Below are 22,544 nucleotides of genomic sequence, written 5' to 3'. Positions count from 1 at the left end.
CAATTTCAAAAACCTGCTTGTAAGGTATACTGAAGAGATTATAGTCATGTGGCCGAGTGGTTAGGTAAAGGTCTGCAAAACCTGGTACGGCGGTTCGATTCCGTCCATGACGTCTAAACATTTAAATTGTTTAATACATACTTATCAAGAAAGACGGAGGGAATGGCCCTTTGATGTCTTAGCAACCTGTTGCATAACAAGGTGCTAATTCCTTCTGCAATAGCAGAAAAGATGAGTTTGAAAGCAGATTCTTACTGTTTTCGACGGACTATCGACGGCTATTCTTTCTGAAACTGGTAACCTAAATTTTAAGATATGTCGGTTTATTTTGATTATCCATCCATCAGGGATTTTTTCGAGATCCATGGAAACACTTCGGGAGAAAAATTAGATGATTATGAAAATTGTAAAACGGAGTCTGATCGGCTTTATAACGAACAGCTCAATCTAGAAATCTCGATAAGCGATCAACGAATAACAAACAATAATATAAAACAATAACATCTCAATAACAAAGCTTAAAATGCAGCGAACACCTCCTAATCTATCTAAAAATCTATTTATCGCCATTTTTATCTTTCTTTTTAGTTCAGGCCAAATGTGGGCACAATCGAAAGACCCATCCCCCATCAATTTCCCTACGCCTAAAAATGTAGATCATATGTTGTTTTATCTCCAGCGCGATCCGAATACAAATACCTTAATTTATGCGCTAAACCTAAAAGAAAACGGGAGTATTAATACTGATGCCCCTATCCAGGTTTATTGGATCCGTTACGGCGAAAAAGGACAGAAAAAAGATCTGGGCTATATCCAACGGAAGTTTGCCTACGGTATCGATACAAAGGCCCTGGGAGCCGATAAATATGAATTTAGGTTTGTATCGCATAAAAAACTACCTTTTTACCTGCAAAGGTATAGCGATAAAAGCTACCATGTTTCGGTAACGATAAACAACCGGATAATCAGAGTTACCCGATTGTTTATCAGAATTCAAGGCGGCAGCTTCTGGCTTCCAAATGTAAAATATGGAGAAATTGAAGGCATTGAAGAATCAACGGGGAAAGCTATTGTTGAGCGGATAAGCGTAAAATAATCGAAAAATTATCCTAAAAACGACAACAACTTACGCTTTCCGCTATCTTTTATTATCAATGGCGGCAATGAATGTTTTATCAAACTCACCTTTAAACCATGTTGCTTTTCCGCCCTCTTGCAAAGCTGGCGCAATAATATAATCTCCGCTTTCAGTATCAAGAATAACAACCATATTATTCGCATTTACTTCTGTACGGTACCTTCCGATAAGTGGTCCGCGTTCGTTTTTAAAACTGATGGCCGTAAACATTAAGCCTGCGCCTAGGAATCCCAACAAAAGGGATTTTGTGTCTAATGTAATTTTCATATCCTTAAGATTTATTTATGTGTTAAATCAAGATAAGATTTTTCTAACAAAGACACCTGTTATAAACCCATTCTATCAGAAATATTCCAATTCATTTTAGCTTCAGAAAACCAGGTTCCCATCATGAATCAATGACTTAACAGGAGATACCCGCGATACAGCCTCTGCAGAGCAACTAGCATCAACCAGTACCACATTAGCTTTATCCCCTACTTTTGGCCATTGCCTATTTCCTTTGTCATCTAAAGGAAGAATATTACCAGTAGCCAGTTTCAGTATCCTCGACAGTTCAAATTCTGTACGATAGCCATAAATCTGAGCAGCTATATTAGCCTTTTGCAAAATACTTCCTGTACCAAAAGTATTCCAATGATCAACAATACAATCATTACCCGCTAACACTTCTACACCATGTTTGTACAGTGCGGGGATGGGCATCGGGTTACCAGAAAGTGGAATGGTAGAAGCTATTCCCATTTTTGCCGCACCAAGCTTTTCGGCTATTTCTTCCGTTTTAGTTTTATCGAGATACCTCAGTGCAAAAGCATGACTCACGTAGGTTTTTCCTTTCAATGCCGGGTTTTCCATCACTTTATCAATCAGGTATTCGATTGTTTTTACACCCGATTCGCCCGACTCGTGAAGATGGATATCGATCCCTTTTCCATTGTCTAATGCCAGCTGAACCACAAAATCCATGTGTTTTTCGATGCCACCATCTATTGAAGTAGGGTCTAAACCTCCGATAAAGTCTATATCCATTTTAGCAGCTTCTTTCAACAAATCTGCCGATTTGGTATAATAAATCCCATGTTGAGGAAAAGCTACAAGCTCTGCCTGAAATGATTTCTTTTTATGCAATAATGCGGTTTCTAAATGCTTCAGGGAATCTAATCCCGAGGTAGGATCGATATTTACGTGCGAACGGGCGTAACTGGTTCCGTATGACTGGAGCAATTCGATCAATTTTTCGGAGCGTAGTATAGAGGTTTTTAACAGCTCAGGTATTATCTGTTGCTCAAAAGCGATCATATCTTTTACAGATCTGTTCTTTTTCAAATGCGCCTGCCACGGCAATCCATAATAGGTTTTATCCAGATGGATGTGCATGTCCCTGAAAGCAGGGAGCAGTAACAACCCCTTTGCATCAATGGCTTTTGCCTGAGCATTATTGGGAAGAACATTCTTCACCTTACCATCTTCAATCTCAAGAATAAAAAGATCGGTTTTTGTTTTGATTACTTCATCCTCGTCGTAATCAAATCCAGTTTCAAGCCTTACGTTTTTTAGGATCAAGGTTTTTCCAGAAAAATTACTTGCTACATTTTCTTCGGCAATTGCCTGTTCTGTTGATAGTAAACAGCTGCTTGCAAGCAAAATAGATGAGCTTCTAATAAAATCTTTTCTCGAGATCGAATTTGGGTTTATCATACCAGGATTTCTTTCCCACAAAAATAGCGTTCTCTTATGTTTATGAATGGTAGGATTTATACTAAAAATTGTATCATTTATAACTACCCATATTTATTTATCTATTTCGCAAGCTATATTTTGCGCAATTCATAACTGCTCACGAAATGCACGTGGTGTGATACGGGTTTGATTTTTAAAGAATTTAGAAAAATAAGCCACATCATAAAAACCGAGATCGAAAGCAATTGCCTTAATGGGCCTTTCGGTAGTTAATAAAATTCGCTTTGCTTCGAGGATTAAACGTTCGTGAATGAGTGCGGTGGCTGATACATGAAAATGCTTTTTGCAGAGCATGTTCAGATAATTTGCCGAAATATTCAATTGACTGGCATAAAATGTGACAAGTTTTTCCTTCTTATAATGCATATCAATCAGCGAGCGGTATTTAAATAACACAGGCTTGCTTTGGTAAACCGTTTGGTTATTGAACAATGTTTCTGCTTCCTGACTAAGCATCAGGGCAATAAGTCTGATTCTGGTGTTGATAATTTCCCAAAGTATCGCAGGCTTTGTGAGCTCGGATTGGATGCTCCGAAATTCGTACAGGATTTTTCTGTAAGCTTCGGCACTTAAATTGATAACCGGATAATTTTGATATAAGATCAATGAAAAACGTAAGGAATTGGCCAGCGTTTCATATATGCTTCTACTAATCATAAGTTGATGCGCATGGGTTTTTTCGTCGAGTTCCCATTTATGGATCTGTTCAGGAAACAATAAGTGCAACTGACCTCCAGCAACCTGATGATCTAAAAAATCGATGGTATGGAGGCCACTACCCTGCTCAAAAAGCATAAAAAGAAAAAAATCATGCTTGTGTGGTTTTTCGATATGTCTTTTCCCAATTATTTCATGATAGAGCAAATTATTTCCAGAATCTTGCTCCGGCCAAAATTCACTGATATCGAGCGTAGGAAAATTTGTAATCACATCCATCGGCGAAAAATAACATTTTTGTATAGAAGTTACGAAAAAAGAAGATGTAAAATAAATCGATGAAGTTATTCAGCAGGTTGCCAGCGGTAAAATTAAAAAGAGGCCGTATCATAAGGAGTGAATTCAAACTGGTCCTTCGACAAGCTACCACTTATAGCTATCGGATGACAGATTACAATAAAAAGGATTGTCGTTGTGAGGCATGAAGCAATCTTAATGCGTTTGCTCAGCTTTCAATATATGTGGGACCATAAAATATAGTTAACTGTTAATAAGCTACTTTGAAATCTTTATCACACTGTAAAAAAGACAAATTGTCCGACAACTCTTGAGGATGTTATTATAGATTTAATATTGATATGGCATAGTTTTAGTGTATCTTTAAAAGATTCTTTATAATTTTAATGAAATTATAAACGCTCTTGGACGAATTTAAAGAACTTACAATAGAACAATTAAGGGATTTCCTAAACAATAACGAACATAAATACCAAACCGCGCAACGACGACTGTGTTTTGCGATAATAAAGCGTATGTACAGGCGTGTATGTCAAGGATATAGATTTGGTCATATTCGAATTTGTAGATATAAAAATATGGTGGTGGATGGAAATCATACATTTATTTCTTATTCCCTAGCTGGTGTTTTGAATGATGAATGTGATTATACAAGTTCTCATTGCGATCTTAACAGACATTATGGTACTGTTGATATAGATGAAATACACGACTGGGATGATTTTACCGAACGTGGCAGGGAATGTAAAAGTGATGAGCACTTAAATGAATTAACTAGAATTATTAAAGTCATATGAAATTTTTCTTAGATATTGATGGTGTAATGGTTCACGCTAATCCACATCGTCCTGTAGAATTAGAGGATGATGGATTTTATAAATTCAATGCACTCGCAGTAACCATTTTAAAATGTGTTCTTTATAAGACAAAAGATGAAGTAATTCTGTCAACATCACACAGGTTTAAATTTTCGACCTTAAGGTGGAAAGAGATATTTGAATCAAGGGGTATAGAGATGAACCATATATCCATTATCCAGACCAGTTATTCTAATTCTCCGAGAATCAACCGTAAAATGGAAATTGAACAATGGATTGTAAAAAATAAGATAAGGTATCAAGATTTGGTTATTATAGATGATGACAAATCACTGAATGACCTACCCAAGTCACTTAAAGACAGACTTGTACTAACTAATCCATATACCGGCCTTAGTGACATTAATGATTTAACGTCTATCCTGAAACGCAGGTTAAAGCAGCGCTTTGAAACACTAGAAAAAGCCAAGTAATCACTTGGCTTTTTTTCATTTAAACAAATTAGTAATAAAATCTTATTTTATGGAGTAAATACCCTCCAATGTTAATTTGAGTTATTTATATAATGTTTTTTGAGATTTAATAGCTCACTATGTAATTTGGTACCGGTAACACTCTATTTTTAAGTGTTGCTTTTTTTCCGAAATACCCACTCTTGTACAGGAACGTAATAACGTGATCTGATTTAATTAAAGCCTTTTATCGATTAAGTAATTTATTTTTTACTACGATTGTCCCCCACAGGAAAGTGTTAAAACAAGCATCAACAACAAAGTATATAAATGTATGTATTTCATAATTTATTTACTCAGCAACCACCTTTTCGGGGAACACGTTTAAAAATCACTTTACTATCACGCTCTACATATTCGCACGATACTATTGGATATGAATACTTAGGCGCGTGCGATACGGTGTGGCTTCTTATAATTATTTTGTCGTTAACTTTCAGGCTATGCAATTGCTCAAGTTGAGACTTTTCCGGCTCAAATATGACAATATAATCGTCACCATTAATCCTGGCCATAACACCGAAACCTAATCTTGATCCTGGCGGAAGAGAAAGAGAGGTTACAACAGCCTCCATATTGGTAAAAGCAGTTATATGCTTCCTTATTTTAGCAGAACCGATAAGCACTTTTTTACCTTCTGGAGAAGCCTCCCATTTTTTGTACTTTATACCGTCGGGTGTAGCCTCCCATTTTTTCCTTTCGGCTTTCCTTTCAGCAACAGAAAGCGGCTTTGGGGACGGCTTTTTAGTATTTTCATTCTTGATTTCACGATTAGCAAATACTATTCCGCTCACCACAACCAGTGGTAACATCAGCGCATAAATTACTTTTTTCATAATTTTTGTGGTTTATTAAATAACATATAGATTCTCTTGATAAGTCAAATCGGATAAGACATAATTTATTTTTTCATATGCGATCAAAGTTGATGCAACAAAACTACTTTGATATTTTTCGACATGGAGCGCTTGGATTGTAAATAAAAATGTAAACTTTGTAAATAAAACATTGACACTATGGGTCTTAGTCAAAATCTCCTCTCCGGGAAACATAAATACCTGTTCGGATTGATATTACTCTCGTTTATCTCTGTAATCTGTGCGGCTTTCAGTTTGAACGGCAGTGACGACTTTGATATTGCCAGAAGGGAAGTTTTGCTCCGCCGGATCGGACATGAAGTACTCCTACAGTCGGGCGACAGCATATCGAGGGTTCTTCCCATAAAAAAGATTGCTGAAAATGAATACCAGATCAGGTTTGAGCATGAGCTTACTTTTCGACCAGACTCCCTGGTGAATACTACTCAGCGTTTGTTGGCCAAAGACCCACTCGCAAGTGATTATGTTGTTAACGTACTAAACTGTGGTAATGCCAGTGTAGCTTATGGATATGCTATATCCAAAAACAAAAAAGATGATATTGTAACATGCAGAGGGAGAAAGCAGCCCAAGGCATGTTATATGATCAACATTAAATTTAAACCGACGGGCATAAATACCGCAAAGAATGGATATCTTCTGGGCAGCCTGCCATTTTTAGCATTTGTTGGTTTTATTTTTTTGAGATCCGTTAAGCCGCGGAAAGCCTTGTCTAAAGATCAGCATACGAATACGTTCAACCTGGGCTCAGTGTTGTTCGATGCGAAAAATCGGAAGCTCATCATAAATGAAAAGACAATAGACCTGACCGGAACCGAAACGCGTGTATTGCTCATTTTCGCGTTGTCTCCCAACGAGACTATAGCGCGAAGCAGATTGCAAAAAGAGATATGGGAAGATGAAGGTATTATTGTAGGGCGTAGTTTAGATATGTTTATATCAAAACTTAGAAAAAAGCTGGAAGTTGATCCGAATATCAACATCGTTGTTATACGCAGCAAAGGATATAAACTTGAAATTGGCGTTTAAGAAAACCCTTAAACTGATAATTAGCATTCAATTTGGCATTTGTAAAGCTGTATCATGAACTGCTAATACATATCATTAATAAAATTAACCTTATCTGTGATCTAACCAAAAATCCATTAATACAAAGATTTTAAGGCATATGGTACAAAAAAAGCCTTAGATTTCTCTAAGGCTTTAATCAGTACCCGGAGCCGGAGTCGAACCGGCACGGTTTCCCACAGGTGTTTGAGACCAGCGCGTCTACCAATTCCGCCATCCGGGCATTCTTGTTGGACGGGGTTGCAAATGTAGATAACGAAACCCTAAATCACAAAATTATTTTCAATTAATTTTAACTTACTGAAGCACAACTATCTTGGCCTTTCGTCTTTTAATCTTCGATCGACTACAAAGGGCATAAATGGCAAAAGTGATGCTAAAAAGATCAGAACGGCTTTACCAAACTTCCATTTTTGCTCTTGCCAGGCCAAAATTAATGTAGCGGCATATAACACAAATAACAAACCGTGGGCCCATCCAGTATACTTTACGTACAAAGGAAGATCTGCGAAGTATTTTAAAGGCATGGCTACAAATAATAAAAGCAAATAGGATATTCCTTCTGCTACGGCTACTTTACGAAAAATAGAAAGGGAGCTATTCATTGATCTGATTGTTTGTTCCGAAAGTATAACAAAGCTTTTGCCTATCAAAAACTAAAAAATGATTTTACAATTAGGTGTTTTAAAAAGGTTGAAGGCGAAAGGTTTAAGGCTTCCCATCTTTTAACCGCAGAGGGCACAAAGAAAAGGCACAAAGAGCACAGAGTTGGGCGCCTATTTATTTTACGCTATTATCTTCTGACTTCTTCCATCTACTTTACCAAACGCTCCCTAATCCTATCAATGTATTTCTGGCGGTAAAAATTATCCTTAATCGAAGGCAATAGTGCATCAGATGCTGTTGGATTGCTGTCGAACTGGCTCATGAGATGATGTAATTCATCAGCTAAGTTCTTTTCCATCACTTCAACATCCAGTTTTACTTGTGCAATTTTTTCCGCATCTGGTTCAAACTCTAAATCCATTAAGGCTTCATTAATATCCATCATTTCCATTAGAAAAGATTGTGGCAGTTGATAAGCTTCATCTGTTTCTACAATCCCTTTTAATTCCAACACATATTTTAAGCGTTTTTTAGCGTTACTAAGTGTCTGATAAGCCTTGTTATTCAAAGTTGACAGATCGAGCACCTCTTGCTGCTTCTCTTCGCTTTCATTAGCATAAAAATCGGGGTGAAACTGTTTGCTTAAAGCATAAAACTTTGCTTTTACCACATTTTGATCTGGATTAAACTGAATCGGTAACTCGTAAAAATCGAAATAATTAGTACCTGATGCTGCTACGCTCATGATGTATATTAAATTAAAAAGCCGCAGATGTACAGATCGACTGGTCAAATCTGCGCATCTGCGGCAATGATATAAATTTGGTTTTACTTACCGAAGGATTTTAGAATATCATTACCAAAAGCAAACACCATTAAACAGATCAAGATTACAAAGCCCACAATTTGCGCCTTCTCCAGCACTTTTTCGCTTACGGGCTTACGTTGCACCATTTCGATCAAAAGAAACACCACATGACCTCCATCTAAGCCCGGAATAGGCAATAAATTCATAAATGCCAATGCCATTGAAATTAATCCTGTTAAAGTCCAGAATTTAACCCAATCGAAAGTACTTCCATAAACCTTAGCAATTCCAATCGGACTGCTAATGTTACGTGCACTTAACTTTCCGGTAATCATTTTCCCAATACCTTTTGCATTATCAACAAAAGTGCTCCATGCCATGCTGGCTCCAACCGGTAACGACTCTATAAAGCCAAAATCTACATGTGCAGTTTCAGGCATTTTTAAATTGGGGCCAATGCCGATCGTTCCGTCTTTGCTTACTTTAAGATCGAAAGTTATTTCTTTTCCTTTACGCAATGCCTTAATGGTAATGGGTTTTAATTTATTTGTCGAAACCTCTTCCTTAAACTGATCGAAGAAAGTAATCTGTTTTCCATTAACCGATAAAATACTATCACCTGGCTTAATACCTGCTGCATAAGCTGGATAAACTGGTTGCTCGAATTTTCTGCCAAACAGCTTATCAAAAAATGATTGCTTATCTGCTTTTTCATCAGGCGCACTTACCTTATCAACACGCTCCATTATATATCGGGGAGAGATAAAATTCTCTTTATCGTTTTTCGATATTTTGTTTAGAATGGTATCTGGAACAGAGATATAAAGGGTTTTATTATCTCTTAAGATGGTTAATTGTGCACCATCAAACAATACTTTGCTCGATATAGCATCTTCAAAACGGATTAATTTACTGCCATTGATAGCCAAAATCTTATCTCCATTTTTTAAACCGATTTCTTTACCAATTGCACCTACAGAAATACCATCGTTTAGTTTACTGTTAACGGTATAATTTTGCCCGATGTTGAAGGTTAACATCCAGAAGATAAAAATACCTACAATTACGTTTACGATAATCCCCCCAAGCATCACGATTAAACGTTGCCAAGCTGGTTTAGAACGGAATTCCCAAGGTTGAGCAGGTTGAGCCATTTGCTCAGTATCCATACTCTCATCAATCATTCCGGCAATTTTCACATAACCGCCAAGTGGCAACCATCCCACTCCATATTCAACATCGCCTCTTTTGAAACTAAAAAGCTTGAAACCCCAAGCATCAAAAAATAAATAAAACTTTTCTACTTTAATACCAAATGCCCTGGCTGCCAAGAAATGCCCTAATTCGTGTAATATTACCAATAAAGACAATCCGAGCAGCAGCTGCCCCGCCATAATCAATCCATTCATATTCTCTTATAAAATTTTTATGTTAGATGTTAAACTATACTTTTTGTTACTAATTCGCCGGCTAAGATACGGCTATGTTTGTCAGTTTCTAAATAATCACTCAATTGTGGATTTTCAACAAAACTGATTTCTTCCATACACTGTTCAATAACATCGCTCATTTGCAGGAAACCAATTTTATCTTTCAAAAATGCCTCAACAACAATTTCATTTGCAGCATTTAAAATACAAGGCATATTCCCTCCTTTTCTTAAAGAAGTAAAGGCCAGATTTAAATTCCGAAATGTTTCCATGTCTGCTGTTTGAAAGCTAAAGTTTGGATAATCTAAGAAGTTAAAACGCTTAAAATCGTTTTTTAGCCTATCAGGATAATTTAAAGCGTACTGAATAGGGAGTTTCATATCCGGAACACCCATTTGTGCCTTCATAGATCCATCGGTAAACTGAACGATTGAATGAATTATAGACTGAGGATGAACAATTACCTCAATCTGATCTACATCCAGATTAAATAACCATTTTGCCTCAATTACCTCCAAACCTTTATTCATCAAGGATGCAGAATCGATAGTGATTTTTGCCCCCATCACCCAGTTGGGGTGTTTTAAAGCCTGCTCTTTTTTTACAGTCGATAAGAAATCTTTTGTTTTTCCTAAGAATGGCCCACCGGAAGCTGTTAAATAAATTTTCTCAATTTCATTCTGCTCCTCGCCTACTAAACATTGAAATATGGCAGAATGCTCCGAATCGACTGGTAAAATTTTAACCTGATGTTCAGCCGCCAGTTCCGTGATCAGTTCGCCAGCAACCACCAAGGTTTCTTTATTAGCTAAAGCAATATTCTTGCCTGCTTTTATGGCAGCAATGGTAGGCTTTAATCCCACCGACCCCATTAATGCAGTCAGTACCAAATCGCTATCACCATAAGCGGCAACTTCTGATAAAGCAGCTTCGCCCGCTAAAACTTTAATATTTAGTGTAGACAAAGCATTTTTAACTTCGCTGTACTTGCTTTCATCACAGATTACAACAATAGCTGGCTTAAATTCCTTTGCTTGTTGAATAAGTAATGCTGAATTCTTTAAGGCAGATAATACAACAACTTTAAATGTTGTAGGATGATCCCTTACCACTTCTAGTGCTTGCGTACCTATACTTCCTGTAGAACCTAATATGGTTATTCTTTTCAAATCGTTCTAATATCGTGATGCTCAAAATTTAATTAAGCATTTTATTATTTGTTTACTCTAATTATAGCTCCGTCATTGCGAAGCTGAGCTTGAGCGAGCTGAAGCAATCTGGCTTGCTTAATAAGATTGCTTCGTCGTTCCTCCTCGCAATGACAAATTTGGCTATTAAACAATATATTTCTCTAACCCATCAGCCAGTTTCCTGTCATTGCTCAAACGCGGTACTTTATTCTGTCCACCTAATTTCCCTTCACTTTTCATGTAGTTTACAAAAGCCTCTTTTTGTAAAGTACGTATAATCAACGGCTGGAGGATGTTTCCTTCAATCAGGTCAAAGTAATAAATATTTTTCTTTTGCAAAGCTTCATCAACCTTTTTGCTAAAAGCAGCCATATCTTTTGGAGCAGCTGAAAACTCTACAAACCATTCGTGATAAGGCAACTGGCCAGCTTCTGGATTAACTTGAGGCGCAACTGTAAATTCTGTAATTTCTACTTGTTCTTCATTGGCCACACTTAAAATTGCCTGTTCTACCTCTTCTCCTATTACATGTTCGCCGAAAGCAGAAATAAAGTGTTTAATCCTTCCGGTTACAACGATTTTATAGGGATTTTTCGAAACAAACTTAATGGTATCGCCAATGCTATAGCCCCACAAACCTGCATTGGTACTTAAAATCAGTGCATAATTGGTATCTAGCTTAACATCCCCAAGCGATAACCGTGTTGGCTCATCATTGTAATATTCATCAGCAGGAACAAATTCGTAAAAAATTCCCGCATCGGCTAATAACAATAAGCCTTTATCTTTCTGCGAATCCTGATAAGCGATAAACCCCTCTGAAGCCGGGTAGGTTTCGATGGCGTCAATCTTTTTGCCGATACTTTGTTCAATTTTTGCACGATAAGGCTCGAAATTTACTCCACCATATATAAACAAATTAAAATTCCTGAATATTTCTGAAATTTTCTTACCTCCAGATTTCTCAGAAAGTTTATCGAAATACATCTGTACCCAAGGTGGAATACCCGAAATTAAGGTCATGTTTTCATTGATGGTTTCATCAACTATGGCGTCAACTTTTTGTTCCCAATCTTCAATAATATTGGTTTCGTACGAAGGTAGACGGTTCTTTTGCAGATAGGCTGGCACATGGTGGGCCACAATGCCTGATAAACGCCCAACATTAATTCCATGTTTCACACTTAAAACCGGACTCCCTTGCAGAAAGATCATTTTACCGTTTACAAAATCGGCCTTGCCCGTTTCGTTAATATAAGTTAAAATGGCATTACGGGCAGCTTTTATGTGCTCGGGCATCGATTCTTTAGAAAGTGGAATATATTTTACGCCCGAAGTGGTGCCTGATGTTTTTGCAAAATAAAGTGGTTTACCTTTCCAAAGTACATCGGCTTCACCTGCTACCACACGATCTACGTAAGGCTTTAATCCTTCATAATCCTGAACCCGAACCTGTTTTTTAAAATCAGCGTAGGTTTTGATGGCTGCAAAATGATGGTCTTTCCCAAACGCGGTATGTTTGGCTTCATTGATAAGCTTTTTCAGTATGTTATTTTGAGCATTTACGGCATTATTTTTCCATTTGTTAATCTGCCAAACTGCAAACGCGGCAAAGGGTTTACTTAATGCTGCTTTAAGGCCCCACCCCCTTGAAGGGGACTTTTCCTTTCTACCGCTCTGTTCTTTTTGCATAAATTTTAAATCTGATTTTTAACTCCCCTTCAGGGGCTGGGGGTTAAACGATATTATGTAAAATATCCGGATGCTCATCGCCTTTATATTCGCTCGAAATTTTACGGTAGGCCACCGTCAAAGCTACACTCGACAAAGGAACGATGATAAATGAGCTTAAAATATTTACAATGAAAGCGATTAATGGCCATTGCAGGTAGTTTAGCAACAAATAGATTAAGTATCCACCACCTAAAATTACCAATAGCAATAAAATCTTCGTGAAATTCCCTTTGGTTGTGGCCAAGCTCAATTTAATAGAATCGAAAGGCGTTGCCCCTTTATCGATGATAAAAAACGGGAAGAATGAAATTCTTAACCAAGTGATAAAAATGGCAATAATACCTACTGAAATGGCCACATTTTTAACAATTGCCACATTAATGCCAGTATAAATAAACGGAAAGGCAACAAGAATTACCACCAGATAAACGCCAAGGATACAGCCTACAAAATAAAGGGTAGCGACCAAGAACCTAATAATCTGTTGCCTGGTTGGAAGCGTATCAACAATTTTCACATCATTTTCTTCATCATCCATTAAATGGAAAATGTATTTAAAGAGCGAAAGATTGATCGTAAAATAAAGCAGAACAAAAATAATCACCATGATTACACTCAATGCCTTGCTTACATCTTTAATAAAAAAGGCCATTAAGCTCGATGCACTTGCAGTGATAAACATCAAAAAACATAGCGTAGCAATCGAGAAATAGTGTTTCTTGGTAATGCTCCATGCCTTTTGGATTACATCATTAACGGCGAACGTACTTTCTTTTAGATAATTTATCATTGTTGTTTGAATACCACACGTTTAAATAAATCCTGTATAAATCCTAAACCATAAGCGGTTAATTGGATAAATGAAGATATAATGCTCAAAAATGCAACTTTTAACGATTTATTTACAGACCATGAATGAAAAAATATCAACATAAAGTAAATCAATAAGAAGAAGTTACAAACATATGCCAATGGAGGATATGTAAAGTTACATAAAATAGTGAACCCAAAACCTAAAGTGAACAAAGCTGGAAAAAAGTGTACAAGTTTTAATTCTTTTGGGAAATGTTTGTAAATATTGATTCTTGCCCTCCCGAAAAAATGTAACTGTTTGTAAAACTGGCTAAAGCTTGTCCGGCGTTTATGGTAAACTTTTGCATCTGGAATCAATCCGATTTTGAAGCCATTTTCATGGATTCGGATGCTATATTCGATATCCTCACCCAATCTGGTTAAGATAAAACCACCTACCTTCTCCCAGGCCTGACGTGAAACACCCATGTTAAAACTGCGTGGATGAAACTGCCCTACATGCTGTTTGTTTCCGCGAATACCTCCTGTTGTAAAAGGCGATGTCATGGCATAACTAATTGCTTTTTGCACAGGTGTAAAACTATCATGCGCCACATCAGGACCACCATAAGCATCTAAATGATGTTCGTACAAATAGTTTTTAACTGTTTCGAGGTAATTTGCTGGGATTAAACAATCCGAATCGAAAATAACAAAGTAATCACCTGTAGCCCTTTCGAAACCAAAATTACGGGCGAAACCCTGTCCGGCATTTTCCTTGAAGTAATATTTGATATCTAGTTTATCTGCATAAGAAGCTACAATTGCCTTTGCATCGTTTTTCGAACCATCTTCAATAACCAAAACCTCAAACTGTAAATAGGTTTGTTTGGTTAAGGTGTTTAATAGCTCGTCAATTTCTTGAGGACGATTATAAAGTGGAATGATGATGGAGAAAAACATGTCTTGAAGCTGAAAGCTAAAAGACTAAAGACCAAAGCACTTTATGCTTTAAGCTTTAGTCTTTCGGCTTATTTAAGTTCTTTTTCTATTAAGTATTGGTTTCTTTCTGGTGCATTACGCGATAATAGTTCGGCAATAAAACCTGCCAGGAACATCTGGGAACCAACAACAATGGCAACCAGTGATAAATAAAATAAAGGTTGATCGGTTACATCGCGATAAGCTAAGCCCTGCCATATCAAATATTTCTTTTCGAACAAAATATACAGCGCCATAATGATACCGATAAAGAAACTTAAAACACCTAATGAACCAAAAAAGTGCATCGGGCGCTTGCCGAATTTCCCCACAAAGAAAATAGAGAGTAAATCTAAAAAGCCGTTTATAAACCTGCTGAAACCAAATTTAGTTGTGCCATATTTACGGGCACGGTGTTCTACCACCTGCTCAGCTATTTTACTAAATCCAGCCCATTTGGCAATTACAGGGATATAGCGGTGCATTTCGCCATAAACTTCGATGGTTTTGATTACATCGCTACGGTAAGCTTTTAATCCACAGTTAAAATCGTTCAGTTCTATACCGCTCATTTTACGGGTAGCGGCGTTGAATAATTTGGTTGGGATAGTTTTTGTGATCGGATCGAAACGTTTCTTTTTCCAACCTGAAATGATATCAAGCTTTTCTTCCTTTATGCGGCGGTATAATTCAGGAATTTCATCCGGACTATCCTGCAGATCGGCATCCATGGTAATGACCACATCGCCCTGAGTAGCTTCGAAACCAACATTTAAGGCTGCAGATTTACCGTAATTTCTTCTGAACTTGATGCCTTTTATAGCAAGGTTTTGAAGTCTTAATGCTTCAATCACCTCCCAGGATCTATCGGTACTACCATCATCAACTAAAATAATTTCATAACTGAAATTATTGTCAATCATCACTTTATCAATCCATGCCGTTAATTCTGGCAAAGATTCATCTTCATTAAATAAGGGTACTACAACTGATATATCCATTTAGTGATTTGAGATTTGAGATCTGAGATTTGAGATTTTCCCAACCAAATCCAGTTCAAAATTAAAACGTGCAAATTTCATCAAATTAAATGACAAAACCTGCACGTTCAAAATTTTATAAAAGAATTAAGATTCTTTTGGGAACGAGTCTAATACAATGGGTTGTTTTTTCTTTAAAATAGCTGAAAGAATTAAAGAAAGAACCCCATACAATGCAAGTGAAACCCCAAAGCTTGTAAAGATATTTTTAAAATTAGGTTCAAGTTTCTCTTGCATATTGCCAGCTTTAGCCATTGCCTCATCAATTTGCTCACTAGCCATTCCGAATTTTTCCATCATAGCTCTCTGTGCATCCTCGATAGCAGCAGCAGCTCTTTGTGGAAGATCTGGATCAATAAATTTCATCAGTACCACATTGTAAAGTGTTGCGGTTAAGGCCAGAATAAGAGAGATGATTAAAAAAGCTTTAAAGGCCTCTCCAAACGTCCAAAACCCACCTATTTCTTTACGGATGTTTATTCCCACCACTACTAATAGTGCGATGAATAAAATAAATATACCTATCTGAGCCACAAAACTTGTGTAAATCAACACTGGGTCTATAAAATGCAGGGTTAACGATACAATTATCGAAACCGCCGCGAGCATTAATCCATTTTTAATAGCTAATTTGGAAATAAGAGCACTTTTGTCCATAATTTTAAATTTTAGTTTAATTATTAATTGTTGTAATTAATATATAAGTAGCAGAATCGAACGATTTGTTACTACTATACTGAATTATTTCTTTAGTTGTTTCAGCACTCCCCTCTACATCAAGGAAAAAAGCCATAAAAGGTACAAATAATTCTTGCATTTCTTCGCTGATATTTAAAGTCGCAGCTGTTTTGCAAATCTCTTCTACACTACTTTCTGCCAACTGCTGGTTGCTGATGAGTTCTTCGTAAATCTCAAATTCATCTTGAAACTCATCGTCTTCTACCAATAAAAATTCTTTTAGGAAATCGCCCAACTCAGGATCTAAATCTTCATCCTTACACTCTTTAATGTAAAGCAAAAGATTTAAGAGTTCTGTTCCTCTATCAATGGTTTCTTCTTCGATATTCGCCCACTCATCACTTTCTAAGTAATCGTCTTCCAGTTTCTGCACATCACTGCTAAAGAAATTCACCATCAATAAATCGAAAAATACTTCGCGTAATTCTTCAAATTTCGGGTGAGAATCGAAAACGGCGTCAAAAGCGGTAGCTTTATCTAAGAAGTTAACATCCAGCTCAAAAGCAGCTAATAATTCGGTTTCAAAACCCTCTACATTGGTAGCCGAAACCTCAGCATACTTGTTAATGGCTGCACTTAGTGCTTTTTTTACTCTATTATCCATAGGATTAAGATTTTTAAGATTTAAGGATTATTAGATCATGATTATCTTGATCTTTCAGCTTTAGTCTTTAGACTTTTAGCTAATTTGAAACTGATTATTATTATAAACCAAAGTTACTTTTCCGGTAAGCTCGGTACCCAATAATGGACTGTTTGCCGATTTTGAATGATTGCTTGCGGCATTATACAACCACTTTTCTGTCGTGTTGAAAACAGTAAAATTGGCTTCAGCCCCTTCTTCGATTACTGGAACAGCTAAATTTAATAATTTACGTGGATTAATAGCCAATTTTTCAGCAATTAAAGCAATATCCAAACCAGCCTTTAATAACAATGGCAGCACAGTTTGAAGGGCAATTATACCGTAGTGTGCAATTTCGAACTCTACATTTTTAAATTCGATTTCCTCTGGGCGGTGCTGCGAAGTAATGGCATCGATTGTTCCATCTTTTAAACCAGCAATTAAAGCCTTAACATCGGCTTTGCCACGTAAAGGTGGCTTAACCTTGTAGTTGCTATCAAAATCACTTAAAAGTTCTTCTGTAAATACCAGGTGATGTGCAGTTACATCACATGAAACCTGAACCCCATCTTTTTTTGCCTTACGGATTAGCGCCACTGCCCCTGCAGTTGAAATATTGCTGATGTGGATTTTGGTTTCATTATACGAAGCCAAGAAAATATCGCGGGCAATGTGCATCTCTTCTGCCAATGCAGGCAAACCTTTCATGCCCAAAAGCACACTATTTTTGCTCTCATTAATCTGCGATTTACCTGCAATCGATTTATTTTCGGGATAAACCATCAAAAGCGCATCGAAACCTTTGGCATATTGTAAGGCACGGCTCATGAACCCATCATCCTGCAAAGCTCTATCTCCATCTGAGAAAGCTACCGCACCAGCCTGTTGCATATCGAACAGTTCGGCAAGCTCTTTTGCTTCACGGTTTTGGCTTATGGCACCAACAGGTAAAACATCAACCAAGTTGTTTTTGGCCCTATTGATAATGTATTCTACCTGAGATTTTGACTGTACAACCGGGCTTGCTTGCGGCAATAAAGCCAACCCAGTAAATCCACCTGCTTTTGCGGTTGCAGTAAGCGTTTGAATATCTTCCTTAGTTTCGAATCCCGGATCGCCTGCTACACAGTTTAAATCGAAAAAACCTGGCGTTAAAAAAGCGCCCTGAGCATCAAAAACGGTTTCATTTTTATCGGCAATTAATTTACCTATGTTTTTAATTTTACCATTAGCTACCCGAACATCGCATTGTTGGTTATTAAATTTACTTTGCGGATCGGCAATGGTTACATTTTTAACTAGGAGATTCATATTTTTTTTTTGTGTTGTTAAAAAATCGGATGAGCAAAATTTCTGCTGCAATAAAAATCAGCGACAAAATTAGACAAAGTTTCCATAAAGTTTGTTCGATTTTATTGGTGCCGGCAATTAATTTAACGGCATCTTTATCCGTATCGAATATTTTCAGATTGCTTTTGTCGGCCAATTGATCGAGTTCTGTTATGCTTAAATAGTGCATATCAGATTCTGTTCTGCCATTGTTGAAACTGTAAACAGCAAGCAGCGAATCTGCAAGTTTTAGGTTGTAAAAACCTGCATTTTTTACCTGGTCGGCAATGTAAATCAATGTTTTTCCATCTGCCTGACGGATTTCTGGAATGGCCTCAAAGCCATTGGCTGTAATTTTCAAACTTTGGTTTTTACCCAAAGTAATCTTTTTACCGGCCAATGCATTATCATTTCCAAGATTGTAATATAGTGGGGTTTCATTTCCTCCGCTCAAAGCCAAACGATAAATCAGTGGCACAAAAACGGGATGACGGGCTAAATTTCCATCATTTGTGTTCAATCCAGAAGCAGATAAATACACCTTTCCATTACCCACACCATATTTAGAGAAAAATGATTTTCTGCCTGGCAATAACATGATATCTTCTTTGTTTGAGCTATTTTTCTCTACAAAAGAATAATAACGGGAAACAGTTGGTAAATCCAGATTTTTAGGAATTTCCTCAAAAACAGTTTTGAAAATCGGATTTTGCAGATCGATCTGGTCAACCTTAGTTACTGTGGTATTTAATGTTTGGATCGCAGGAAGCGACAATCCGCTTAAAAATGAGTTGTAGGTTTTAACATCAGCATCTAAATCGGGAAAAAGTACCACTCTACCGCCAGCATTCAGATAGGTTTTAAGCTGTTGTGCCAAACCCGTTGACGGATTTTTTAAGTCATTGATTACAATTAAGCCGTAGTTGGCAAAATTGCTATAATTTACATTGCTTTCTGTATTTTCGGTAAGTTTATAATAACGGTCGGCGGCAAAAAGAGCTTTAATATAATTACCTGCATTAATGCCATTAATACTTAAAACCGGGAAGCTTTCCTCTACTTTAAAACTGAAAGCAAGTGTATCATCAAAGGTTACCGGAAAATCTTTAATACTGATTATACCTTTTTGCCACCCGGCGCTCAGTCCAGAAAAATTCAAGGTATCCTTAACTGTTTTACCTGCCGGAATCGTTACTGCCCCTAATCCCTTTTGTTGATTATTGATACTAAGCTTTAAAAGAATATTCTTTGCTTCTTCTTCTGAGTAATTTTTTAATTGCACTACCAGTCGCTCATTTGCCCCAGGCTGATGATTTGGGGAAAGTGCCCAAACGCTATCTACCGCCACATTGGGTAAGGTATTGGCATTCAGTTTCAAAAATGAATATTGAATATCGGCTTTTGTTTCGAGTTTATTGGTGGTTGAGATATTCTTTTGAAAATCGGATATCAAAAAGCTATACTTATTCGCAGAACCCGTTAAAACATTCCCCTGTCGGTTTAGTATCTGTTGGAGATTGCGATTCGTTGCAGAGATTTTAACATCATCAAGTGCTTTTAAAAACTCTTCCTCATTTAACAAGCGTTGGTGCTTTCCCTCAAAATTATTGGTTAAGAGCTGAAAACGATCGTTCATACCAAAACCTTTAACCAGTTCTTGTGCCCTACGTTTGGCTTCATCTAGCAGACTGCCATCTTTATTAATGGCTTCCATGCTATAAGAGTTATCGATATAAATGCTCACTACATTGTTTAAAGCAGTTGTTTTTTGATTGTGCACTGGAATATAAGGCTGGGCAAATGCCAGCACCAAAAAGATGATTGCTAAAATCCGCGACAACAGTATAAGCAAGTTTTTAAGCTTTTCTTTTGAAGAATTTTGCTGTTCCACTTCTTTTAAAAGCTGAACATTGGAGAAATAAACCTTTTTAAACTTCCTGAAATTGAATAAATGAATGATGACCGGGATGGCAACCGATATTAGTGCGAAAAGAAAGCCCGGATAAAGGAAATTCATTAAAAACCAAAGATAGAAAAATTATGGAAAGCGGCGAATTACTATTGTAATAAAGTCGTTTTAATAGCTAAACCCCGGAAATTCGATATTTACAATTTTCCAACTACCATTGTACAGCGCAAAATAAAGTTTAAAGGGTCCGCTTACAATTTTTGATTGTTTTTGAATAACATCTCTGTAACCAGCAACGCCTTCCACAAAACCCATTCCTTTACCATCGTTTAGCAGTTCAAAATTAACATCAATAATATCGTACCTGCCACCAACATATTCATCAGATTTACCGAAAATACCTTTCAACCTCCCTATAATTACATCTTTACCGATAATTTTATTACCTGGAAGAATAAAAAAATCATTCAGTTCACTGGTAATAGTCTTAGATTGCTTAAACCATGAGTTTATAAACCTAATAGCACTATTTACGATATCAGCCTGATGGTTAAATGTGGAGTTGCTCTGCATTGTGTCTTTTCATTAAATGAGGTGTATCATAAATAAATATAAATCTGTCACGTTGAGCCTGTCGAAACGCTTTATTACGCTCCTTCGACAGGTTCAGGATGACATTCTATATTAATGATACCGCCCTAAAAACTTGGCGAAGTTAACTATTCTTTAGCCTTTCTCTAATTTCAAAGAGAGAATAATCGATCAATAACTTTCCATCTCTGAAAACTTCTTTCAATTCGCCCTGAGCTTCTTCTTCCCAGCTGCATTGATCTTTCAATTCATATTCGCCATCTGAATTTTTAAAAATCTGCAACAAACCTTTCGCCGATTTCTTGGTTCCGTCATCGGTAATCGGGTCTTTAAATATTTCACGTCCAACACCATCTAATTCGCTTTAGGTTGCTTATTTCTTCCTTTTTCATTTGGATAAAGGCTTTGCAGAGTATCGCTTTGCCAAAATTCTTTGGTTTCGATATCCAAACAGGACAATCTCCCTGAAAATGCTGCACCAGTATCGATATTCCAAACATTACAACCTTGCATGGGTACATCAACATTGTAGTAAAGCGTTGGCGTATGGCCAATATAAATTTCATTGTATAGCAATAACCTCTTCGGATAAATTGCCGAATCTTTTTTAATTCTGTTATCCATAGTCAAGGCCATTTCCCAAAGGGTCCGGTCCCACGAATAATTTGAAGAATAACGTTCTTTTTCAGGTCCGTGCATGGAAGAAAATCCAGCATGGATAAAGAGATTATTATGCTGATCTACGTAATAATCTTTCATCCTGTCAAAGAAATTTAAGTGTTTTTGTTTGACTGAATGAGATATGCCTTTATAACTCTCCATGTTTAATTTACCGCCATGGATAAACCAAACCTCATCAACAATCCCTTTTGCCAACCAATCAATACACCATGCATCGTGATTTCCTTTGATAAAAATGCACTGCTGCCGCTCTTCCAATTGTATCAGATAATTGATTACCTGCGCCGATTCGCTCCAACCATCTACATAATCGCCCAGAAAAATTAGTTTATCATTTGCAGATATTCTTGCCCGTTCGAACAATTGAGTTAAACCTCTTAATCCGCCATGAATATCTCCTATAACTAATGTTCTGCTCATCTCTAAAATTCTATAAACTGAACAGGCACAACATCTGTAAGCCATACGTTATTGTCTGATAGATAAAATTTATGGCCTGCCCTGTGCATCTCTCCACTGTTAATGGTGAGGATAACCGGTTTTCCCCTCCTCCCGCCTACTTTATTGGCCGTTTCTCTATCAGCGCTCAAATGCACATGCTGTCTGCCCATTTTTTGCAAACCCTGCGTTTTAATACCTGATAAGAATTTTTCAACTGTACCATGATACAGGTATGCTAATGGCTCAGCTTCATTCAAGTTTAATTCAACAGCAATAGAGTGCCCTTGGTTTGCTCTTATTTTGCTTTTATCTTCATTAAAGGCAAATCTCTTTTTATCGTTATTTTCAACAATATACTGAAGCAGATCAAAATCTATCCGTTTATCATAAAGGTCAAATTTGGCAATCAGTTCATTCACATTTGCCCAGCCATTTTCATCAAGATTTAGATTTATGGTTTCTGGCGAATGCCTCAAAATATAGCTTAGCAACTTACTTATGCCTTTGGTTATTTTATTGTCCATGATGATTATAATATTAC

Annotated in this window: 25 protein-coding genes, 2 tRNA genes and 1 riboswitch; of the genes, 6 read left to right on the top strand and 21 right to left on the bottom strand. The window is 36.9% G+C overall.

The window, feature by feature from the left end; all coding sequences use genetic code 11:
* Positions 1 to 42 precede the first annotated feature (42 nt).
* The 3 genes from EZ456_RS19680 to EZ456_RS19670 all read left to right on the top strand — a co-directional run bounded on the left by EZ456_RS19680 (position 43) and on the right by EZ456_RS19670 (position 1,096).
* Positions 43 to 113, top strand: a tRNA-Cys gene (locus EZ456_RS19680).
* Between the two features lie 25 nt (positions 114 to 138).
* Positions 139 to 238: riboswitch (SAM riboswitch) on the top strand.
* A gap of 77 nt (positions 239 to 315) precedes the next feature.
* A complete protein-coding gene (locus EZ456_RS25410) occupies positions 316 to 501 on the top strand; it encodes a hypothetical protein (protein WP_131533101.1) in 186 nt (61 codons plus the stop codon).
* A 22-nt stretch (positions 502 to 523) separates the two neighbouring features.
* Positions 524 to 1,096 carry a DUF4833 domain-containing protein gene (locus tag EZ456_RS19670; protein WP_131533099.1) on the top strand — a complete coding sequence of 191 codons (573 nt, stop codon included), beginning with the start codon at positions 524 to 526 and terminating at the stop codon, positions 1,094 to 1,096.
* 42 nt (positions 1,097 to 1,138) lie between these two features.
* Here the strand turns inward: EZ456_RS19670 and EZ456_RS19665 are convergent, their stop codons facing one another.
* The 3 genes from EZ456_RS19665 to EZ456_RS19655 form a co-directional block, all read right to left on the bottom strand.
* Positions 1,139 to 1,405: a hypothetical protein gene (locus tag EZ456_RS19665; protein ID WP_131533098.1), complete on the bottom strand. Its 267-nt coding sequence runs from the start codon at positions 1,403 to 1,405 to the stop codon at positions 1,139 to 1,141.
* 102 nt (positions 1,406 to 1,507) lie between these two features.
* On the bottom strand, positions 1,508 to 2,836 hold the full coding sequence (locus EZ456_RS19660; protein WP_131533096.1) for an amidohydrolase: 1,329 nt from the start codon (positions 2,834 to 2,836) through the stop codon (positions 1,508 to 1,510).
* 129 nt (positions 2,837 to 2,965) lie between these two features.
* Positions 2,966 to 3,814 (bottom strand): AraC family transcriptional regulator, encoded by an 849-nt coding sequence (locus EZ456_RS19655; protein WP_131533094.1) that lies wholly within the window; start codon positions 3,812 to 3,814, stop codon positions 2,966 to 2,968.
* Positions 3,815 to 4,236: 422 nt separating this feature from the next.
* Here EZ456_RS19655 and EZ456_RS19650 point away from each other — a divergent pair, with 422 nt between their 5' ends.
* Positions 4,237 to 4,629 carry a hypothetical protein gene (locus EZ456_RS19650; protein ID WP_131533092.1) on the top strand — a complete coding sequence of 131 codons (393 nt, stop codon included), beginning with the start codon at positions 4,237 to 4,239 and terminating at the stop codon, positions 4,627 to 4,629.
* The gene (locus EZ456_RS19645) at positions 4,626 to 5,123 is read left to right on the top strand and encodes an HAD domain-containing protein (RefSeq protein ID WP_131533090.1); all 498 of its coding nucleotides are present in this window, start codon (positions 4,626 to 4,628) and stop codon (positions 5,121 to 5,123) included. The genes EZ456_RS19650 and EZ456_RS19645 overlap by 4 nt, the downstream gene beginning before the upstream one ends.
* A 335-nt stretch (positions 5,124 to 5,458) precedes the next feature.
* On the opposite strand, the gene EZ456_RS19640 is transcribed toward EZ456_RS19645, so the two are convergent.
* Positions 5,459 to 5,998: a hypothetical protein gene (locus tag EZ456_RS19640; protein ID WP_131533088.1), complete on the bottom strand. Its 540-nt coding sequence runs from the start codon at positions 5,996 to 5,998 to the stop codon at positions 5,459 to 5,461.
* Positions 5,999 to 6,178: 180 nt separating this feature from the next.
* Between EZ456_RS19640 and EZ456_RS19635 the strand changes: the two genes are divergently transcribed.
* On the top strand, positions 6,179 to 7,069 hold the full coding sequence (locus EZ456_RS19635) for a winged helix-turn-helix domain-containing protein (protein ID WP_131533086.1): 891 nt from the start codon (positions 6,179 to 6,181) through the stop codon (positions 7,067 to 7,069).
* A 182-nt stretch (positions 7,070 to 7,251) separates the two neighbouring features.
* Here the strand turns inward: EZ456_RS19635 and EZ456_RS19630 are convergent.
* The 17 genes from EZ456_RS19630 to EZ456_RS19550 all read right to left on the bottom strand — a co-directional run bounded on the left by EZ456_RS19630 (position 7,252) and on the right by EZ456_RS19550 (position 22,527).
* Positions 7,252 to 7,331 (bottom strand) — tRNA-Leu (locus EZ456_RS19630).
* Positions 7,332 to 7,419: 88 nt separating this feature from the next.
* The gene (locus EZ456_RS19625; RefSeq protein WP_131533084.1) at positions 7,420 to 7,713 is read right to left on the bottom strand and encodes a DUF3817 domain-containing protein; all 294 of its coding nucleotides are present in this window, start codon (positions 7,711 to 7,713) and stop codon (positions 7,420 to 7,422) included.
* A gap of 209 nt (positions 7,714 to 7,922) precedes the next feature.
* Complete coding sequence (gene hscB, locus EZ456_RS19620; protein WP_131533082.1) at positions 7,923 to 8,459, bottom strand: Fe-S protein assembly co-chaperone HscB; 537 nt, start codon at positions 8,457 to 8,459, stop codon at positions 7,923 to 7,925.
* 83 nt (positions 8,460 to 8,542) lie between these two features.
* Complete coding sequence (gene rseP / locus EZ456_RS19615; RefSeq protein ID WP_131533080.1) at positions 8,543 to 9,931, bottom strand: RIP metalloprotease RseP; 1,389 nt, start codon at positions 9,929 to 9,931, stop codon at positions 8,543 to 8,545.
* A gap of 29 nt (positions 9,932 to 9,960) precedes the next feature.
* The gene (locus EZ456_RS19610; RefSeq protein ID WP_131533078.1) at positions 9,961 to 11,121 is read right to left on the bottom strand and encodes a 1-deoxy-D-xylulose-5-phosphate reductoisomerase; all 1,161 of its coding nucleotides are present in this window, start codon (positions 11,119 to 11,121) and stop codon (positions 9,961 to 9,963) included.
* Between the two features lie 165 nt (positions 11,122 to 11,286).
* Positions 11,287 to 12,834: a GH3 auxin-responsive promoter family protein gene (locus EZ456_RS19605; protein WP_131533076.1), complete on the bottom strand. Its 1,548-nt coding sequence runs from the start codon at positions 12,832 to 12,834 to the stop codon at positions 11,287 to 11,289.
* Between the two features lie 43 nt (positions 12,835 to 12,877).
* The gene (locus EZ456_RS19600) at positions 12,878 to 13,666 is read right to left on the bottom strand and encodes a hypothetical protein (protein ID WP_131533074.1); all 789 of its coding nucleotides are present in this window, start codon (positions 13,664 to 13,666) and stop codon (positions 12,878 to 12,880) included.
* Positions 13,663 to 14,631, bottom strand: a complete 969-nt coding sequence (locus EZ456_RS19595) for a glycosyltransferase (protein WP_131533072.1) — start codon at positions 14,629 to 14,631, stop codon at positions 13,663 to 13,665. Before EZ456_RS19595 ends, EZ456_RS19600 begins: the two co-directional genes overlap by 4 nt.
* A gap of 68 nt (positions 14,632 to 14,699) precedes the next feature.
* Complete coding sequence (locus tag EZ456_RS19590) at positions 14,700 to 15,650, bottom strand: glycosyltransferase family 2 protein (protein ID WP_131533070.1); 951 nt, start codon at positions 15,648 to 15,650, stop codon at positions 14,700 to 14,702.
* Between the two features lie 126 nt (positions 15,651 to 15,776).
* Positions 15,777 to 16,346 carry a DUF4199 domain-containing protein gene (locus EZ456_RS19585; RefSeq protein WP_131533068.1) on the bottom strand — a complete coding sequence of 190 codons (570 nt, stop codon included), beginning with the start codon at positions 16,344 to 16,346 and terminating at the stop codon, positions 15,777 to 15,779.
* Positions 16,347 to 16,362: 16 nt separating this feature from the next.
* Complete coding sequence (locus EZ456_RS19580; protein ID WP_131533066.1) at positions 16,363 to 17,031, bottom strand: hypothetical protein; 669 nt, start codon at positions 17,029 to 17,031, stop codon at positions 16,363 to 16,365.
* A 75-nt stretch (positions 17,032 to 17,106) separates the two neighbouring features.
* Positions 17,107 to 18,363, bottom strand: a complete 1,257-nt coding sequence (locus EZ456_RS19575; protein WP_131533064.1) for a dihydroorotase — start codon at positions 18,361 to 18,363, stop codon at positions 17,107 to 17,109.
* A complete protein-coding gene (locus EZ456_RS19570; RefSeq protein WP_131533062.1) occupies positions 18,347 to 20,398 on the bottom strand; it encodes a BatA domain-containing protein in 2,052 nt (683 codons plus the stop codon). Before EZ456_RS19570 ends, EZ456_RS19575 begins: the two co-directional genes overlap by 17 nt.
* 60 nt (positions 20,399 to 20,458) lie before the next feature.
* A complete protein-coding gene (locus tag EZ456_RS19565) occupies positions 20,459 to 20,863 on the bottom strand; it encodes a hypothetical protein (RefSeq protein WP_131533060.1) in 405 nt (134 codons plus the stop codon).
* Between the two features lie 142 nt (positions 20,864 to 21,005).
* The gene (locus EZ456_RS25405) at positions 21,006 to 21,164 is read right to left on the bottom strand and encodes a hypothetical protein (protein WP_205945139.1); all 159 of its coding nucleotides are present in this window, start codon (positions 21,162 to 21,164) and stop codon (positions 21,006 to 21,008) included.
* 71 nt (positions 21,165 to 21,235) lie between these two features.
* A complete protein-coding gene (locus EZ456_RS19555; RefSeq protein ID WP_205945138.1) occupies positions 21,236 to 21,982 on the bottom strand; it encodes a metallophosphoesterase family protein in 747 nt (248 codons plus the stop codon).
* Positions 21,983 to 21,984: 2 nt separating this feature from the next.
* Positions 21,985 to 22,527 (bottom strand): RNA 2'-phosphotransferase, encoded by a 543-nt coding sequence (locus tag EZ456_RS19550; RefSeq protein WP_131533058.1) that lies wholly within the window; start codon positions 22,525 to 22,527, stop codon positions 21,985 to 21,987.
* Between the last annotated feature and the right edge of the window lie 17 nt (positions 22,528 to 22,544).

Source organism: Pedobacter psychrodurus (genome assembly GCF_004331735.1).
GTDB lineage: Bacteria > Bacteroidota > Bacteroidia > Sphingobacteriales > Sphingobacteriaceae > Pedobacter > Pedobacter psychrodurus.
This window is presented reverse-complemented; position numbering and strand designations above follow the sequence as displayed.